Below are 16503 nucleotides of genomic sequence, written 5' to 3'. Positions count from 1 at the left end.
GAGGCACAGGGGACGGCTCCGGGCGCCTCGACGCTGCTGGATGCGCGACGTGGTTAGCCTCGGGCCATGCCGAGCTTTGAGATCACGCCGATAGGTACGGTCCACAACGACCGAACGGACGTCCAGAACACGGACAACTGGGGTGCGGTCCGCAGCACGATCACCGTCGACGAGCGCTTCGGCGAGGCGTGCCTCCAGGGTCTGGAGGGTTTCTCCCACGTGGAGGTCCTCTTCATCTTCGACCAGTTCCCGGAGAAGGGCGACTACCGCGAGCCCCGCCCCTACCGCGGCCGCTCCGACCTTCCGCCCGTCGGCGTCTTCGCCGGCCGTGGCCCCCGCCGGCCGAACCGCCTCGGCGTGACGTGCTGCGCCATCGAGTCCGTCCACGGCCGGGAGTTGACGGTGGTGGGCCTCGACGCGGTCTCGGGCACCCCGGTCGTCGACCTGAAGCCGGCGATGCGGGAGTTCCTTCCCACGGACGTCAAGCAGCCGGGCTGGGTCAGCGACATGATGTCGGAGTACTTCCAGCCGTGAGCGAGGCGATCGGGCCCGTCAGACGCGCTGCCGGCGGTGACGGGTCGCCAGCAGCAGCACCGCGCCGGTGAGCAGCATGGCGAGGCCGGCCGCGACGGGCCCGCCGAGCGAGGTGCCGGTGACCGGCAGACTCGCCTGGTAGTGGAACGTGATCTCGTTCGACGTACCAGCCGGCGTGGTCACCCGGACCTCGGTCGCGCCCACCGCGCACGGCGGCGTGCGGAAGGTCAACGACCTGGCGTCGGCCGCGACCGTGACCTCACCCGCGGGGATCGTCTGTCCGCAGATGCCGACCGTGGTCCGACCCGAGACGAACCCGCCGCCTCGCACGGTCACGACGGTGCCGCCGTCGGTGCTGCCCTGCTCCGGGGTGAGCGACTCGATCCGCGGTGTGACCGCCGGGGCCAGGTAGGTGTACGACAACGCGGGCGCCGAACCACCGGCCGTGCTGACCACCACCGCCGCCGGGCCCACCGTTCCGGGCGGCGTCACGGCCGTCAACGACGATCCGTCGGCGGCCACGACCACGTTGGTGGCGGCCACGCCGTCGAACGCCACCAGCGTGGCGTTCGGCACGAACCCGGTGCCGGTGATCGTCACCGGCTGACCACCTGCTTGCGGGCCGGAGTTCGGGGAGATCGCCGATGCCGTGGGCGCCACGGCAGTCGGGCTCTGGCAGGAGGCCTCCGCGAGGATCACCTGCCCGAGCGAGAACTGTGCCGGCTCGACGCCGTCGAAACCGGAGACGGACAGCACCGCGCGAACGTTGATCCCGATCACGTTGTCCGGCGTGCCGGTGAGCTGGCGGTCGACGACGGCGCGCAGCGTGGCGTCGGTCAGACCGGTGACGGTGACGTCGGCGGTGAACTCCTGGGCGGTGTCACGGATGGTGATCTGCTGGCCGAAGACCGCGATGTCGTCGCCGGTGGCGCCGGCGCTGGTGTTGCCGGCGCTGCACTGGGCGGTGACCCCCAGCCCGGCGACGTCAAGCACCTCGACGCCGAGGACGCTCAGCGTGAAGGTGGCGAGTTGCGACGAGGCGGTCGACGTGGTCGGCCCACGGGTGGCGCTGACCTGGGCGACCGTGCCGGTGGCGGTCACGTTCTCCGGATCGGCGAGAGCGACGGCTACTGACGTCTCGTCGTCAGTGCCGCCGCCCGGCGGGGCGGTCACGCTTCCGAAGGTGCCCTGGGCCTGGACCGACTCGTCGCCGGGATCCCCGACCAGGTCGAGCACCACGCCGCGCGCGGCGGCGTCGCCCGGAGCCGCGAGCGCCGGCCGCGCCAGCCCCAGACCGGCCGCGCCGGCCACCAGCAGACCCACCGACAACACCGACAGTCGGCGCCGGACAGATCCCATCGCTTCCCCCGTTCAGCTCTGGCGGGTGTCGGTGCGCGGACCTGGGCCCACGCCACCCACAGGGCGAAACGAGACAGCGCGCGGAGCGCAATGGGTGATGTCACTGAAAGTGTGCGCCCAGCTACGATTCGTCACCTGGGTGGCGGGTCGGCAGCCAGAAGACGAGGCCCTCCAGGGGCCGTCGGGGGCCGTCCTTCCTCCGCCGGGCGATCAGGCCGCGGAGCCGAGGGTGTCGAACTCGGCGTCGGTGAGGTCGATCCCGGCCGCACCGATGTTCTCCTCCAGGTGGGCGACGGTGGACGTACCGGGGATGGGCAGCATCACCGGCGACCGCTTGAGCAGCCAGGCGAGCGCGAGCTGCGCGGCGGTGGCATGGTGGGCGGCGGCGATCCGCTCCAGTGGCCCGCCGTCGCTGGCGAGCGGCCCGCTGCCCAGCGGCCCCCAGGGGATGAAGGCGATGCCCTGCTCCTCGCAGTAGTCCAGCAGCGTGTCGTCGTCGCGCTCGGTCACGTTGTACCGGTTCTGCACCGACACGATCGGAGTGATCTTCGCGGCGGCCTTCATCTCGGCGACCGACACCTGGCTCAGACCGACGTGCCGGATCTTTCCTTCGTCCTGAAGAGCGCGCAGCTCGCCGACCTGGTCCTCCAGGGGGACCTTCGGGTCGATGCGGTGCAGCTGGAGCAGGTCGATCCGGTCCAACCCGAGGTGACGCAGGTTCAGCTCGACCTGCTGGCGCAGATACTCCGGCCGACCCACGGGGGTCCAGATGCCCGGCCCCTGCCGGGTGAATCCGACCTTGGTGGCGATGACCAGGTCGTCGGGGTACGGGTGCAGGGCCTTGCGGATCAGCAGGTCGGCGGTGAACGGCCCGTACGAGTCGGCGGTGTCGATGAAGGTGACGCCGAGTTCGACGGCTCGGCGCAGGACCCGTACCGCCTCGTCCGGATCACGCGGGTCGCCCCAGATGCCCTCGCCCGTGAGGCGCATGGCACCGAATCCGAGTCGGGTCACCGGCAGGTCGCCGCCGAGCTGGAACGTGCCGCTGGGGCTCGCCGATACGTCCGTCATCTTGAACTCCTGGAAGCAATCTGAACGACCGGTTCACATTACGTCGGCGTCCCGCACACCGCCCCCGGCTCGGCGAAACCTGACGCGCTGCCCGGCGTCGGCGGCCGGGCGAGTGTGAGCTTGCTTTCCCGGAGAGCGCGACGGACCGCTCGTCGGCGAGATCCCCCCGGCCTCCGCTGAAGCCTGATGCTTCCTGACCGTAGGTAGCGGCGGGGGCGCAACGGCCGAACTTCGCCGGCGCCGAGGATCAAAGGGAAGGCAGGCAATCGGTGCGGCGGTTGACGGGCCACCGGGAGGTGCCGGGCGAGGCGCTGGTCCGGCAGCTCTGGCAGGAGCACGGCCGGGCGATGGTGGCGTACGCGGGACAACTCGCACCCGACCGCGCCGACGCCGAGGACATCGTGCAGGAGGCCCTGGTCCGCGCCGGGCGGCACGCGGGCGCCCTACCCCGGGATCGGGTGGCGGTACGGGGTTGGTTACTGACCGTGATGAGGGACGTCGCCGGTGTCGACGAGCACGCCGAGCAGGTGGTCGACGCGACGGCGGTGACCGCGCGTCTGCACCGGCTGCCACCCGGGCACCGGGTCGTGGTCGATCTCCTCTACCTGCGCGGCTGTTCGGTGGCCGACGCCGCCGCCGCACTCGGCGTGTCGGCGGCCACCGTCCGGTCGCGCGCGTACCACGCCCTACGGGCACTGCGGGAGATGCCGCCGGATCCGCCGCGCCTGCCACATTCCGTGGGCGATCGCCGGTCGACGCTACGCCGGCCGCCTCACCGCCGGTCGGGACGCACGACCGGCCAGTGGTGAGGCAGCGACGGCGACGGGGCGGGGTGCTCAGCCGCCGGTCGAGGGCGTTTCGAGCAGCGGGTCCAGTGCCAGCCAGTTGGCACGCATGGCCGCGGCGGCCCCGTCGACGTCACCGGCCTCGCACAACTCGATGATGCGGTCGTGCTGCGCGACGGAGTCGCGACCGTTCAGGGACGAGAAACGCAACCGCTCCATCCGCCTCAGCACCGGGGTGAACTGGTCCAGCACGGCATGGAGCGCGGGATTCGCCGAAGCCGTCACGGTGACCGCGTGGAACTCGTCGTCCGCGGCGATGGCGGCATCGACGTCGTCGGAGCGCAACGCCTCCGCGAAGCGGGCATTGGCCGCCCGCATGTGCTCGATCTCCGCGGCGGACAGATTCGACAGCGCTTCCCGTACGGCAAGCTCGTGCATGGCCGCGGTCACCGACTGCGCGGCGCGCGCCGCGCGCACGTCCAGCGGGCTGACGATCGTGTAACGGCCGGGCTTGGTCTGGACCAGACCCGTCTCCTCCAGCCTGGTCAACGCCTCGCGCACCGGCGTCCGGCTCATGCCCAGCCACTGGGCCAGATCACCGTCGTTGAGCCGTTCACCCGGAACGAGGGTGCCGTCCACGATGGCATCCCGGATCGACCGATAGGCATTCTCGCGGAGGAGAAAGCGCGGCGTCGGCCCAGCACCCTTCGGAATCGGCATGCAACATATCATACTGCCGGTGCCGCGACCGGAGACGCCGGCCACGGCGCCGGCGCGCTGCGTGGACGCGGCGCGGTGCCCGCTCCCGCACGACGTCACACTTTCGTCAGTGGCAGGTGTGTGCGTCTTCCCTACGTTCGGATCGAGCCGATGCCGGCGGCCCTCCACCGAACGATGGGACGCACCACCCGATGTCATGCCTGGCCGTCCGACCCGATACCGACGCGCGGATGCGGGAGGTCCTGGCCACCCACGGCCGACCGCTGAACCGTTTCCTGCTGAAGTTGACCTCCGGCAACCGGCAGACCGCCGAGGACCTGCTCCAGGAGACGATGGTCCGGGCGTGGCGGAACCTCGACGGGCTTCCGGAGATGGAGGAGGCCCGTCGGCGCTGGCTGTTCACGGTCGCGCGCCGCCTGGTGATCGACGACGTCCGCCGACGTCGAGTACGCCCGGTCGAGGTGCCGTTGGAGGTCGAACCCGTCACGCGCAGCGACGTGACGGCGTCGGCGGCGCTGGCGAACCGCGCCCTCCGGGACGCGGTGGCCGGGTTGAGCCAGGCGCACCGCGAGGTCCTGCACCTCGTCTTCTTCGAGAACCTTCGGCTGCCGGAGGTCGCCCGCCGTCTCGGCGTACCGGAGGGAACGGTCCGGTCACGCCTGCACTACGCCCTCCGGGCCGTGCGGCACGCCGTCAACGGGTAAGCGCGTCCTGACCCGCCGCCCGCTGGCCCGGCACCTCGCGGCGGTCGATCCGGGCGGTCATCATCCGAACCTTCTCGTCGGAGCCGAGGTCGACGTAGATCCGCCTGGCCTCCTGCCAGGCCCGCACCGCCTCGACGGGCCGCCCGGCGCGCTGATACGCGTCGCCCAGTCCCCGTTCGTTGTCCGCCAGCTCGCTGTCGTTACTGGCACGTCGGAACAGGTGCCGGGCGCGGTGCCGCCATTCGATCGCCTCGTCGAGCCGGCCCAGGCCGTCGAGGGCGTCGCTCAGCACCGTCGCGCAGCTGCCCTCCCCGTTCTGGTCACCGAGCTCGCCGAGCATCGTGAACGCCCGGCGCAGCACCTGCTCCGCCTGGTGGAACTGTGCGGTGCGGACCAGGCAGTTGCCGATCCCGAGCAGAGAGAACGCCTGGCCGCGTTGGTCGCCCTCGACCTGGAAGAGGGCCAGGGCCTTGCGGTAGTGGGCGTGCGACTGGCCGAGGTCGCCCTGGTGGTACCAGACCCAGCCCAGATTCGACAGGACGTACGCCTGCTCAAGGGTCCGGCCGAGATCGGCGAAGAGCGAGAGCGCCTGCTGGAGGTGCTCGATCGCCGAGGTCCGGTTACCCTCGAACGCCTTCGCGCCGCCCAGCATCCGATACATGCGTGCCTGGCCGTGGCGGTCCCCGGCGCGACGAGCCGCCCGCAGCGCCGCCTCGGCCGACGTCGCCCAGGAGCGGTACATGTCTCGGCGCTGGTAGAAGGGCAGCAGGCTCTCCGCCAACTGCCAGGTCGGGAAGTCGGGCCGGGTTTCGGCGATTGCCGCTTCCAGCACGGGCAACTCCGCGGTGAACCACGCCATGGCGTCGTCGGCGTCGGCGAGCCGGTCCGGCGTCACGCCCTCGCGGGCGGGTGGCGGCGCGAACAGCAACGCCTGCGGCATCAGGAGGCAGCTGGCCGCGTACGCCGTCTGCCGGAGATGGTCGAGGACCCGTGCCGAGGCCTGGTCCCGATCCGTCACGCCGTCGCGCTGGTCGCCCAGCTCCACCGCGTAGCGGCGGATCAGGTCGTGGAAGGCGTAGCGGTGGAGCCGCGGTTCGATGAGCAGCCTGGTCCGGACCAGCTCCGCGACGAGCGCACGGGCCTGCTCCCTGGCCACGCCGGCGAGGCTCGCGATGGTGGACAGTCGGAAGTCGGGCCCGGGGTGCAGTGGCAGCAGCCGGAACAGCTGCGCGGCGGCCTCGCCGAGCTGGCGGTACGACCACGAGAAGACGGTGCGGACGTCGCTTCGTGGCTCGTCACCGTTGAAAACGTCCAGCGAGGCCGAATTGCGCAGTTCGGCGGCGAGCTCGCTGAGCCGGCACTCGGGATAGGCCGCACCGCGAGCCGCGACGACGGCCATCGCGAGCGGCAGCCGGCCGCAGCGCTCGATGATCTCGTCGAGGACGACGAGATCGTCGGCGTCGCGGTTCGCGCCCAACCGTGCCCGCAGGACGGTCCGCGCCTCCTCGAGCGAGGGCGGGTCGAGCGCGATGTGGTGGGCGCCCTCCTGCGCGACCAGCCCGGTGAGGCGGCGGCGACTGGTCACCACGACGAAACACCCGGGCGCCGCGGGGATGAGGGGGCGTACCTGTTCGGCGGAGCGGGCGTTGTCGAGCACGATGAGCATGCGGCGCCCGGCGGTCAGCGTCCGGTACAGGGTGGTCCGGGCCTCCGTGGTCGGTGGGATCTGGGCCTCCGGCACCGCCAGGGCGGCGAGGAAGACCATCAGCGCGCGATCGGTGCTCATCGCCTCGCTGCCGTCGAAGCCCCGCAGGTCGACGAAGAGCTGGCCATCCGGGAAACGCCCGGCGACGGTGTGCGCCCAGTGCACGACGAGACTGGTCTTGCCGACCCCGGGGAGACCGTCGACGGCCACGGTGACCGCGCCCGCGGTTTCCTCGCCCGGGGACGGCAGGAGGGCGGACAGCCGGCCGAGTTCACTGGCGCGTCCGGCGAAGAAGCGCACACTCAGTGGCAGCTGCGCCGGGACGGCGGCGGGTTCGGTCTCGGCCGGCCGCGCCGCAGGCGTCTGGGGCCCCGGCTCGGCACCGACCGCCGCTTGATGGCGCAGCACCCGGTCGAAGGCGGCCTGGAGTTCCCGCCCCGGATCGACCCCGAGTTGCTCCGCCAGGCCGGCGCGCACCGCCCTGAAGGCGGCGATCGCCTCCGCCTGCTTGCCGTCCGCGGCGAGCACCAGCAGGAGACGCGCCTGGAGCGCTTCGTCGAAGGGGTTGTGCTCGGCGGCCTCCCGCATGAGCGGCACCAGTTCGCTCACGTCGCCCCGGTTCAGCGCCGCGTCGGCGGCGGCGCAGGCCACCAGGGACCGTTCGTGGTCGAGTGCGGCGAACTCGGGCACGAACTCCGGGTCCGGATCGAGCCCGGTCGCGCAACGTCCGGTCCAGGTGCGCAGGGCTGAGCGGTATCGGGCGATGGCAGTCTCGCAGTCGCCCGTCGCCATCGCCTCCCGCGCGGCGGCCGCGTGCGCGCGAAACCGCAGCAGGTCCGACGACGGCACCTCCAGGTTCATCCGGTAGCCGCTCCCGTCCAGCGTGATCCACCGGCCGGATGCCCGAGGTGGCAGGCCCGGCTCGATCAACCGGCGGAGCGCTCCGATGTGCCGGTGGATGATGTTCGCTGCCCGGGCCGGTGGCTCCTGACCCCACAACAGGGTGGCGAAGTCTTCGGAGGTGACGGGATTGCCCGAGCGCACCAGCAGGAGCGCGAGCATGAGCCGTGCCTGCCGGGCGCCGAGGCGCAGCTCGTCAGAGCCGCGCCAGGCTCGGACCGGTCCCAGCACGCTGAAGCGCACGTCCGCCGTGTGGTGTGGGTTCCCACCGCGGACGCTGATGCGAGGCGCCTGCGGGTTCGCCGGTGGGCGAGGCTCTGCTGCCGATGTCGGCACGGGTCTCCCCAGAGGTTGCGAGGGCGTCGATACGGGGTCGTCGAGCCGTGTCGAGGAAGTGCCTGGCCGGCCCGGAGCAGCAGCGGGCAACGCGGGCGCGCCTCCCAGTGCCATGCCCCAAAGTTAGCACCCGAAATATTGCATTCCAGGCATGGCCAGGGGTGTTCACCGCGTCCAGGGGCCGCCGCGGCAGGCCGGGTGCGGAGGAATGTCGCGCCGCGAGCACGTCCGTTCCTCCGCACCATGGGCGGTGCGAGCGATCAGCGGTTGGTGGCTCGGGCGGCCTTGTCGATCAGGTCCGCCACGGCACCGGGCCGCGACACGGTCACGGCGTGCGAGGCGTTGATCTCGACGGTGTGCGACTTGGCCCGCTCGGCCATGAACCGCATGGAGTCGGCGGGGATGGCCAGATCCTCGGTGGTGATCATGCTCCACGACGGAATGGTCTTCCACGCGGTCCTGGTGGCCGGTTCGTTCAGCGCGGCTTCGGTGATCGGCCGCTGACCGACCGCCATCAGGTCAGCCACCGGGCGGGCGACGTCCGCCGCGAACACCGCCCGGAACTTGTCCTGCTTGATGTACAGGTCGGTGCCCGTACCCCCGCCGGGCAGCGGAACGGGCACGGGGTTGAGCGCGGGGCCGAGCTCTCCGCCGGGGAACTTGGCGGCCAACTCGGAGGTGCTCTCGCCCTTCTCCGGGCTGAAGCTGGCGATGTAGACCAACGCCTTGACGTCCCGGTCACCGTCGGCGGCCTCGCTCATCACCGAGCCGCCGTACGAGTGGCCGGCCAACACGATCGGACCGGTGATGCTGTCGAGGACGCTGCGCAGGTAGGCCGCATCGGCGTGCAGACCGCGCAACGGGTTGGCGGCGGCGACAACCGGATAGCCGTCGCGCTTGAGATCCTTGACCACGCCGTTCCAGCTAGACGAGTCGGCGAAGGCGCCGTGGACCAGGACCACCGTCGGCTTGCGCGCCGAGGAACCTTTCTCGGCGAGAGCAACGGCGGAGCCGGTGAGTCCGGCGACCGCCAGGCCGGCGACCGCAGCCGTGACCACATTCTTGATCGTCATCAGGGACAGCCCTCCTGTGGTGATGATCGAGGGGCGGATTGGCCGCCCGGGTCTCGCTGGAGACAACCCGAGCGATGTGCAATATATTGCATGCTGGTTGTGAACCATCGCAAGGTAACTCCGGTCACAGCCGCCCGTCCGGAGCAGGCGGACGGGCGGCCGACATCGGACGGCCGCCCTTGCGCACACCGCCGACAGCGATCAGCGGCGGGGCCGGTAGAGCTCTTGACTGGGCGCTGTCCGATCGCGGACGTGACGCGATCCTGACCTCTGTCGTCCGGCAGCCCGGCGGCGTCTCCGTCACCCGTTGAACGCGACGCAGGCCTCGTCGAGAGCGTGGACCAGCTCCAGGTCACCGCTCAGGTCCGGCGCGAGCAGCCCGAGCACGTCGCGCGCCGACCTCGCTCGTTCCCGGTAGGGGCCGGCCCCGGCGTCGTCCACCGGCGCGCCGATCCCACGGAGGTGTTGGATCCAGGCGGCCAGGACCCGGACCGCGCCGGAGGCCGCCCGGCCCCCGGCGCGCTCGCCACGCAACACCGGCAGCACCCGGATCGGTAGCTTCTGCGAGCCGTCCGCCGCGATCTGCGCCAGCGTGTGCCGGATCCGCGGATTCGCGAACCGGTCGAGCAGGGCCCTCCGGTAGACGGCGAGGTCGGCGGCGGGCAGCGGCACGTACCGGGCAGCCTCGTCCCACCACTGGTCGAGCCACCTCCGGCACACCGGGTCGGCGATCGCCGCCGCGATGGTGTCGTGGCCGCGCGCCCCGCCCGCGTACGCCAGCAGGCTGTGCCCACCGTTGAGCAGCAGCAGCTTGCGCGTCTCGTGGGGGGTGACGTCGCCGGTGAAGCGGGCGCCGGCCCCGTCCCAGGCCGGGCGGCCGGCCGGGAACTCACCACTGAGCACCCACTCGGTGAACGGTTCGGTGACCACCGGCACGGCGTCCTCCCGCCCGGTCAGGCGGGCCACCGCGCGCACGTCGTCGGCTGTGGTCCGGGGGGTGATCCGATCCACCATGGTGGTCACGAACGAGACGTTCGCGGTGATCCACTCGCCCAGCGCCGGTGCGGCCGCCGCGGCCAGGTCGTGCACGACGCGAGCGGTGGCCGCGCCGTTGCCCGGCAGGTTGTCGCAGGAGACCACGGCGAGGGGCCCGGCGCCGGCGGCACGCCGGGCTGCCAGACCGGCGACGAGACGGCCGGGCACGGTGGCCACCGCCCCGCCACGTCGGATCGCGTCGGCGTCGGCGCGCACGTCCGGGTCGTCGAGGTCCAGGCCGCCGCCGGTACGCCGCCGGTACGCCGCCTCGGTGACGGTCAGGGTGACGACGGCGACCCGCGGCCGGGCCAGGTAAGCGCACCACGAGCCCAGGTCGGTGCCCGGGTGGGCGGCCGAGACCGCGGTCTGCACAGCCATCTCGTCGTGGTCGGGGCCGCGCACCACGAGCGTGTACAGCCCGCCCTGCGCGGACAGCTCCTCGGCCAACGTGCGGGACCGGCCGGTGAACGCCGCGATTCCCCAGTGCGCCGAGTCCGGCGCGGCCGCGGTGTACCAGGCCTGGTGGGCCCGGAAGAAGTTGCCGAGCCCCAGGTGGACGATGCGGACGGGCGGACCGGCGGTGCGGTGCGGCCTCACAGTTTGAAGACCTTGCGCGGTTGGTCGTCGACCAGCCCGGTGAGCGCGTCGAGGGCCTCGTCCTCGTCGAGCCGGTGGGCCGCGACCAGGTCGGCGAGGAATCCCGCATCGAGCCGGCGGGACATGTCGTGTCGGGCCGGGATGGAGCAGAACGCACGGGTGTCGTCGATGAACCCGGACAGGCGGGAGAACCCGGCGATCTCAGTGACCGCGGCCTGGTAGTGGCGGATCTCGGACGGGTTGTCGAGGAACCACCACGGCGCACCGGCGTACACGCAGGGGTAGAAGCCGGCCAGCGGCGCGATCTCCCGGTTGTAGACGTCCGCATCCACGGTGAACAGCACCAGATGGAACCCCGGGTGGGTGCCGAAACGGGCAAGAAGTGGTTGCAGCGCATGGGTGAACTCGACGGCGGTCGGGATGTCGTGCCCACTGTCCGGTCCGAACTGGTTCGCGGTGGCGGGGTGGTGGTTGCGATGGATCCCCGGGTGCATCGTCATCACCAGGCCGTCGTCGCAGGACATGCGGGCCATCTCGAAGGTCATGTGTCGGCGGAATGCGGCCGCCTCGGCCGGCGAGACCGTGCCGGCGCGAGCCGCGCGGTAGATGCGTTCCGCCTCGTGCCGCTCGATCGGTTCGGTCCCCGCGTCGGCGTGACCGTGGTCGGCGGAGACCGCGCCGTGGGCGATGAAGTATCGGCGACGAGCCTCCAGCGCGGCGAGGTAGCCGGCGTAGTCACCGACGTCGCCGCCCAACGCCTTGACCTGCTCCGGCCAGCCCGGCCGACCGATCTCCAGGTATCGGTCCGGCCGGAACGTGGGTGCCACGGTGGTGTCGACAGCCGGGTCGTCGCGTAGCGCCGCATGCGCGGTGAGGTCGTCACCCGGGTCGTCGGTGGTGGCCAGGAAGTCGATGCCGAAGCGTCGCAGCAGGGCTCGGGGTCGGTGGCTCGGTTGCCGCAGCTGCCCGGCGATCAGGTCGTACAGCGCGTCCGCGTTCTCCGCGCAGGGCCGCTCGGTCACACCGAAGATGTCGACCAGCTCGCTGTCGAACCAGTACCGCACGGGGGTGCCGCGGAACAGGTCCCAGTGCGCGCACAGCAGCCGCCAGGCCTCCCGCGCCCGGTTCTCGGGTAGCGGCTCCTCCCCCACCCCGAGTTGCTGAAGCGGCACGCCGCCGGCGTGCAGCAGCCGGGTCACGTAGTGGTCCGGCTGGAGGAACAGGCTGGTCGGGTCGGCGAACGGGGTGTCGTCGCGCAGGATCCGGGGATCGACGTGCCCGTGCGGCGAGACGATCGGGAGGTCGCGGACCGCCTCGTACAGGCGGCGGGCGATCGAGCGCACCGCCGGGTCGGTGGGCAACAACCGGTCGGGGTGCAACGTCAGGGCGGCCATGAGCCCGAGCGTCAGCGCGGTGGCGATCGGTTCGCAAGCGGTTGCCACCTGTTGCCTCGGCGGCGTGGCAACAACTGGCAACTCGTTGCGTCGATCGTCGGCCTGCGGAAACCATCCCGTAACAGTGATGCGGCTCACTCCGCACCGGCACACCCCTAGGAGAGCAGCAGATGCGATACCGGAAGATGCGAGCGGCGGTGGCGGTGGCCGGTGCGACCGCGCTGGTCGCCGCGCTCGCCGCCTGCGGTGGCGGCGACGAGTCCAGCGGCTCCGGCAAGACCCTCAACGTGCTGATCGGGGCGAACACCCAGTATCCGGCGGAACAGCAGGCGTGGCAGGAGTCGATCGCCCAACGGTTCAAGTCGCAGACCGGCGCCGAGGTCAAGTGGGAGACGTTCGCCAGCGCCAACGACGAGCTGACCAAGATCCAGACCTCGGTGGTCTCCGGCAGCGGCCCGGACGTCTACGCGGTCGGCACCACGTTCACCCCGACCGCGTACTCCACCAAGGCGTTCGTCACCCTCGGCGACGAGGAGTGGAAGAAGATCGGCGGCAAGGACAAGTTCATCCCGTCGGCGCTGGGCATCTCCGGGCCGGACGAGCGGAACCAGGTCGGTGTCCCGTGGGTCGGCCGACCGTTCGTCATGGTCTACAACACCGAACTGCTCAGCGCGGCCGGGATCGACAAGCCGGCGACCACCTGGGACGAGCTGACCCAGCACGCCAAGCGGCTGACCAAGGGCGACCAGTACGGGCTGGCCGTGGCGTACAAGGACAACTTCGATCCGTGGAAGTTCATCTGGGGCATGTCGATCCAGGCCGGCAACCCGCTCGTGGACGGCAAGACGGCGCGGATCCAGGACCCGGCGGTGCAGAAGGCGTACGAGACCTTCTTCGGGTGGCTCGCCACCGACAAGGTGGTCAACCCGGCCGCGGTCGGTTGGTCCAACTCGCAGGCCGTCGCCGAGTTCGCCAAGGGCAAGACCGGCTACATGGCGCTGACCTCCGCGCTCGCCGCGAAGGCGCTCGACGCCGGCGCGGTCAAGGGCAAGTGGAAGTTCGCCCTGCTGCCCACCGTGCCACCCGGCGCCACCACACGGCCGGCGAACGGCGTGGAGGCGGCCAGCATCCTCTCCGGTGACAACCTGCTGGTGGCGGAGTACTCCAAGAACAAGGACCTGGCCTTCCAGTTCGTCAAGATGATCACCGACCAGGACGCGCAGCTGGACCTCTACCAGCGGCTGGGCCAACTCCCGGCGAACGCCGCCGCGGCGCAGACGCTGCTGTCGGACCCGACGTTGCAGGCGGTCGTGGAGGCACAGCAGAAGTCGGTGGCCACCCCGTTCACCGGCGCCTGGGCGGACATCCAGCTGGCGCTCACCAACGCGGTGGTGCAGTCCATCCCGGACCTCTCCAACGGCTCGATCAGCCCCGCGCAGATCGACAGCCGGTTGGCCACGGCCCAGAAGACCGCCCAGTCGTCGCTGGACCGGGTCAAGTAGATGGTCGTCGACAGCACCCGCACGCCCGAGGCGCGGACGGCCGACCCGCCGCCCCCGCGGCGCCGCCGCGGCGTGACGGAGCGGCAGCGCCCGCTGTGGCTCCTCGCCCCCGGCGGGGTGCTGATGGTCCTGGTCGTCCTGATCCCGCTGGCCCTGGCCCTGTGGATCTCGACGATCGACCTCGACCAGTACACCCTGCGCCGCTGGATCGAGGCACCGTTCATCGGCCTGGACAACTACGTCGAGTCGGTCGGGTCCGGCCCGCTGCACTCGGTCTGGATCAGCGTCTCGTTCGCCGTGCTGGCCACCGTCGCCACCGTGCCGATCGGGATCGCCGCCGCGCTGGTCACCCAGAACCCCTACCCCGGCCGGGCGATCGTACGCGCGGTGTTCCTGATCCCGTACGTGCTGCCGTCGTTCGTGGTCGCCACGGTGTGGCGCACGATGCTGCAGCCGGACGGCATCGTCAACGCGACGCTCGCGAAGGCCGGCGTGGAGGGCGGGCTCTGGCTCAGCGGCCCGAAGTCGTACTGGACGCTGGTGCTGGTCGAGATCTGGGCGGCGTGGCCGTTCATCTACCTGATGGCGCTGGCCGCTCTCCAGTCAGTGGACATCGAGGTGCACGAGGCGTCGGCGGTCGACGGGGTGACCTGGTGGTCGAAGCTGCACCGGGTCATCCTGCCGTACCTGCGCGGACCGGTGCTGCTCGCCTGTCTGCTGGCCACGCTGAACCACATCAACAACTTCACGCTGCCGTTCGTGTTGTTCGGTGCGCCCGCCCCGGACGACGTCAACGTGATGCCGATGCTGGTGTACGTCACCAGCTTCCAGAGCCTGCGGTTCGGGCTGAGCGCGGCCATGGCCGTGGTCTCGCTGATCCTGATCGCCATCCCGCTGTTCGCGTACCTGCGGGCGGTGCGGCTGGACGTGCACGAGGAAGGAGCCCGGCGATGACCGCCTCGGCCGAGGCCCAGCGGCTGCTCCCCCGGCCGCTGCTGGTCACCCTGACCGTACTGCTCTGCGCCATGGTGCTGACGCCGATCCTCTACATCGTGCTGGCGTCGCTCAACACCGACGTGGGCGTGGCCGGCGGCGAGTTCTGGCCGAGCACCTTCTCCGGCGAGAGCTACACCCAGATCTGGACCACCGCCGCGCTGTCCACCGGCATCGTCAACAGTCTGATCGTCTGCGGGCTCACCGCGATCGCGTCCGCCCTGCTCGGCACCACCACCGCGTACGTGCTGGTCCGCTACGCGTTCGTCGGGCGGCTGACCATCCTGCGCGGCCTGGTGGGCCTGCAGAGCATCCCGGGCACGCTGATGCTGCTCCCGGTGTTCGTGCTGTTCTCCTCGGCCGGCAACTATCTCGGCCTCACGGTGATCGGCACGCGCTGGGGTCTGTTCGTCGCGTACCTCACGTTCGCCCTGCCGTTCTCGACCTGGGTGATGGTCACCTACCTGCGCGCGATGCCGCGCGAGTTGGAGGAGGCCGCGCGCACCGAGGGCGCGTCGACCCTGGTCATCCTGTGGCGCATCGTCTTTCCCCTGAGTCTGCCGGCGATCGTCGTCTCGGGCATCTTCGCCTTCCTGCTGGGCTGGAACGACGTGCTGTTCGCCTCGGTGCTGACCCGACCCGAGACGCAGACCGCGGCGGTGGCGCTGCAGATCTTCGGGTCGACGCAGGAGGGCGGCGCGCTACCGGTGTACTCGCAGATGATGGCCGCCTCGTTGATCTGCGCGGCACCGGTGGTGCTGCTGTACCTCGCCTTCCAGCGCTACCTGGTCGGGGGCCTGACGGCCGGCGGGGTGAAGTAGTGACGACCGCGGCGGTGATCGGTTGTGGGGACGTGTCGGTGGTGCACCTCGCCGCGATCGAACGGCTCGGCATCGAACTGGTGGGTGTCTGCGACACCGACCCGGCGCGGGCCGGGACGGGGCACGTGGACCACCGCGACCTGCTCGACGAGCTGCGTCCCGACGTGGTGCACGTCTGCACCCCGCACGACCAGCACGTGCCGATCGCGATCGACGCCCTGGAGCGCGGCGTGCACGTGCTGCTGGAGAAGCCGGTGGCGCACACCGTCGCGGAGGCCGAGCGGCTGGCCGCCGCCGTCAAGGACCACCCCGCGGTCAAGGTGGGCGTCTGCCTGCAGAACCGGTACAACCGGACCGCCCGGGCCGCTCGTATGCTCCTCGCCTCCGGCGAGCTCGGCTCCGTGCGCGGCGGCTCGGCCACCGTGCTCTGGCACCGGGACCGGGAGTACTACCGGGCGCGGCCCTGGCGTGGCCGGACCGCGCGCAGCGGCGGCGGAGTGCTGATCAACCAGGCCATCCACACGCTGGACCTCATGGAGTGGCTGCTGGGCGACGTGGTCGAGCTGCGCGGTCACGCCGGCCGGTACGGGTTCGGCCCCGAGATCGACGTGGAGGACACCGCCCATCTGCTGCTCGAACACGCCGGCGGGGCGCGCAGCGTGCTGTTCGCGACGGTGACGAACGTCCACGACGCACCGGTGAGCATCGAGGTCGTCACCGAGCGGGCGACCGTGTCCATTCGCGGCGACCTGACCGTCAGCTACCGGGACGGGCGCACCGAGGTCGTCACCGAGCGACGGACCGGCCCCGACGGTCGCGCCTACTGGGGAGCGTCACACGAGTTGCTCATCGCCGACTTCTACCGACGGCTGTCCGAGCCGGCGCCGTTCTGGCTCGGCGTCGAGGAGGGGACCAGGTCCCTCCGCCTGATCGACCAGCTCTATCGACAGCACACCTGAGCAGGGAAGGGTCAC

At 71.3% G+C, this 16503-nt stretch carries 14 protein-coding genes; 7 read left to right on the top strand and 7 right to left on the bottom strand.

Going from position 1 to position 16503, the window contains the following annotated elements:
* The first annotated feature begins 66 nt into the window (after positions 1–66).
* A complete protein-coding gene (locus GA0070620_RS02335; RefSeq protein ID WP_091588068.1) occupies positions 67–534 on the top strand; it encodes an SAM-dependent methyltransferase in 468 nt (155 codons plus the stop codon).
* A gap of 18 nt (positions 535–552) precedes the next feature.
* Here GA0070620_RS02335 and GA0070620_RS02330 read toward each other — a convergent pair whose 3' ends face one another.
* Complete coding sequence (locus GA0070620_RS02330; RefSeq protein WP_157741506.1) at positions 553–1893, bottom strand: IPT/TIG domain-containing protein; 1341 nt, start codon at positions 1891–1893, stop codon at positions 553–555.
* A gap of 210 nt (positions 1894–2103) precedes the next feature.
* Entirely contained in the window at positions 2104–2964 is an 861-nt protein-coding gene (locus tag GA0070620_RS02325; RefSeq protein ID WP_091588064.1) for an aldo/keto reductase, read from the bottom strand.
* Positions 2965–3233: 269 nt separating this feature from the next.
* Between GA0070620_RS02325 and GA0070620_RS02320 the strand changes: the two genes are divergently transcribed.
* On the top strand, positions 3234–3773 hold the full coding sequence (locus tag GA0070620_RS02320; protein WP_231922168.1) for a sigma factor-like helix-turn-helix DNA-binding protein: 540 nt from the start codon (positions 3234–3236) through the stop codon (positions 3771–3773).
* Between the two features lie 27 nt (positions 3774–3800).
* Here the strand turns inward: GA0070620_RS02320 and GA0070620_RS02315 are convergent, their stop codons facing one another.
* Positions 3801–4469 carry a GntR family transcriptional regulator gene (locus tag GA0070620_RS02315; RefSeq protein ID WP_091597833.1) on the bottom strand — a complete coding sequence of 223 codons (669 nt, stop codon included), beginning with the start codon at positions 4467–4469 and terminating at the stop codon, positions 3801–3803.
* A 230-nt stretch (positions 4470–4699) separates the two neighbouring features.
* Between GA0070620_RS02315 and GA0070620_RS02310 the strand changes: the two genes are divergently transcribed.
* Positions 4700–5173 carry a sigma-70 family RNA polymerase sigma factor gene (locus tag GA0070620_RS02310; protein ID WP_091588062.1) on the top strand — a complete coding sequence of 158 codons (474 nt, stop codon included), beginning with the start codon at positions 4700–4702 and terminating at the stop codon, positions 5171–5173.
* Here GA0070620_RS02310 and GA0070620_RS02305 read toward each other — a convergent pair.
* The 4 genes from GA0070620_RS02305 to uxaC all read right to left on the bottom strand — a co-directional run bounded on the left by GA0070620_RS02305 (position 5163) and on the right by uxaC (position 12261).
* Positions 5163–8021, bottom strand: coding sequence for an AfsR/SARP family transcriptional regulator (locus GA0070620_RS02305; protein WP_172836366.1), 2859 nt, complete (start codon positions 8019–8021; stop codon positions 5163–5165). The genes GA0070620_RS02310 and GA0070620_RS02305 overlap by 11 nt on opposite strands.
* A gap of 353 nt (positions 8022–8374) precedes the next feature.
* Positions 8375–9187 (bottom strand): alpha/beta fold hydrolase, encoded by an 813-nt coding sequence (locus GA0070620_RS02300; protein WP_091588058.1) that lies wholly within the window; start codon positions 9185–9187, stop codon positions 8375–8377.
* Positions 9188–9487: 300 nt separating this feature from the next.
* Entirely contained in the window at positions 9488–10819 is a 1332-nt protein-coding gene (locus tag GA0070620_RS02295) for a mannitol dehydrogenase family protein (RefSeq protein ID WP_091588056.1), read from the bottom strand.
* Entirely contained in the window at positions 10816–12261 is a 1446-nt protein-coding gene (gene uxaC / locus GA0070620_RS02290; RefSeq protein WP_331713217.1) for a glucuronate isomerase, read from the bottom strand. Before uxaC ends, GA0070620_RS02295 begins: the two co-directional genes overlap by 4 nt.
* Before the next feature lie 122 nt (positions 12262–12383).
* On the opposite strand from uxaC, the gene GA0070620_RS02285 reads away from it, so the two are divergent.
* The 4 genes from GA0070620_RS02285 to GA0070620_RS02270 are packed head-to-tail and all read left to right on the top strand — an operon-like array spanning position 12384 to position 16488.
* Positions 12384–13715, top strand: a complete 1332-nt coding sequence (locus GA0070620_RS02285) for an ABC transporter substrate-binding protein (protein ID WP_091588053.1) — start codon at positions 12384–12386, stop codon at positions 13713–13715.
* Positions 13716–14669 carry a carbohydrate ABC transporter permease gene (locus GA0070620_RS02280; RefSeq protein ID WP_091588051.1) on the top strand — a complete coding sequence of 318 codons (954 nt, stop codon included), beginning with the start codon at positions 13716–13718 and terminating at the stop codon, positions 14667–14669.
* Positions 14666–15529 (top strand): carbohydrate ABC transporter permease, encoded by an 864-nt coding sequence (locus GA0070620_RS02275; protein WP_091588049.1) that lies wholly within the window; start codon positions 14666–14668, stop codon positions 15527–15529. The genes GA0070620_RS02280 and GA0070620_RS02275 overlap by 4 nt, the downstream gene beginning before the upstream one ends.
* Positions 15529–16488, top strand: coding sequence for a Gfo/Idh/MocA family protein (locus GA0070620_RS02270; protein ID WP_091588046.1), 960 nt, complete (start codon positions 15529–15531; stop codon positions 16486–16488). Before GA0070620_RS02275 ends, GA0070620_RS02270 begins: the two co-directional genes overlap by 1 nt.
* The last annotated feature ends 15 nt before the right edge of the window (positions 16489–16503 follow it).

The sequence above is a fragment of the Micromonospora krabiensis genome, from assembly GCF_900091425.1.
Lineage (GTDB): Bacteria > Actinomycetota > Actinomycetes > Mycobacteriales > Micromonosporaceae > Micromonospora > Micromonospora krabiensis.
Note: the sequence above shows the minus strand (reverse complement) of the source record. Positions and strands in the feature narration are given on the sequence as shown.

What these genes read in the sequence shown, in the direction of transcription:
- GA0070620_RS02335 (WP_091588068.1), top strand. Translation starts at nt 67, where the DNA reads ATGCCGAGCTTTGAGATCACGCCGATAGGTACGGTCCACAACGACCGA.
- GA0070620_RS02330 (WP_157741506.1), bottom strand. Translation starts at nt 1,893, where the DNA reads ATGGGATCTGTCCGGCGCCGACTGTCGGTGTTGTCGGTGGGTCTGCTG.
- GA0070620_RS02325 (WP_091588064.1), bottom strand. Translation starts at nt 2,964, where the DNA reads ATGACGGACGTATCGGCGAGCCCCAGCGGCACGTTCCAGCTCGGCGGC.
- GA0070620_RS02315 (WP_091597833.1), bottom strand. Translation starts at nt 4,469, where the DNA reads ATGCCGATTCCGAAGGGTGCTGGGCCGACGCCGCGCTTTCTCCTCCGC.
- GA0070620_RS02310 (WP_091588062.1), top strand. Translation starts at nt 4,700, where the DNA reads ATGCGGGAGGTCCTGGCCACCCACGGCCGACCGCTGAACCGTTTCCTG.
- GA0070620_RS02300 (WP_091588058.1), bottom strand. Translation starts at nt 9,187, where the DNA reads ATGACGATCAAGAATGTGGTCACGGCTGCGGTCGCCGGCCTGGCGGTC.
- GA0070620_RS02285 (WP_091588053.1), top strand. Translation starts at nt 12,384, where the DNA reads ATGCGATACCGGAAGATGCGAGCGGCGGTGGCGGTGGCCGGTGCGACC.
- GA0070620_RS02280 (WP_091588051.1), top strand. Translation starts at nt 13,716, where the DNA reads ATGGTCGTCGACAGCACCCGCACGCCCGAGGCGCGGACGGCCGACCCG.
- GA0070620_RS02275 (WP_091588049.1), top strand. Translation starts at nt 14,666, where the DNA reads ATGACCGCCTCGGCCGAGGCCCAGCGGCTGCTCCCCCGGCCGCTGCTG.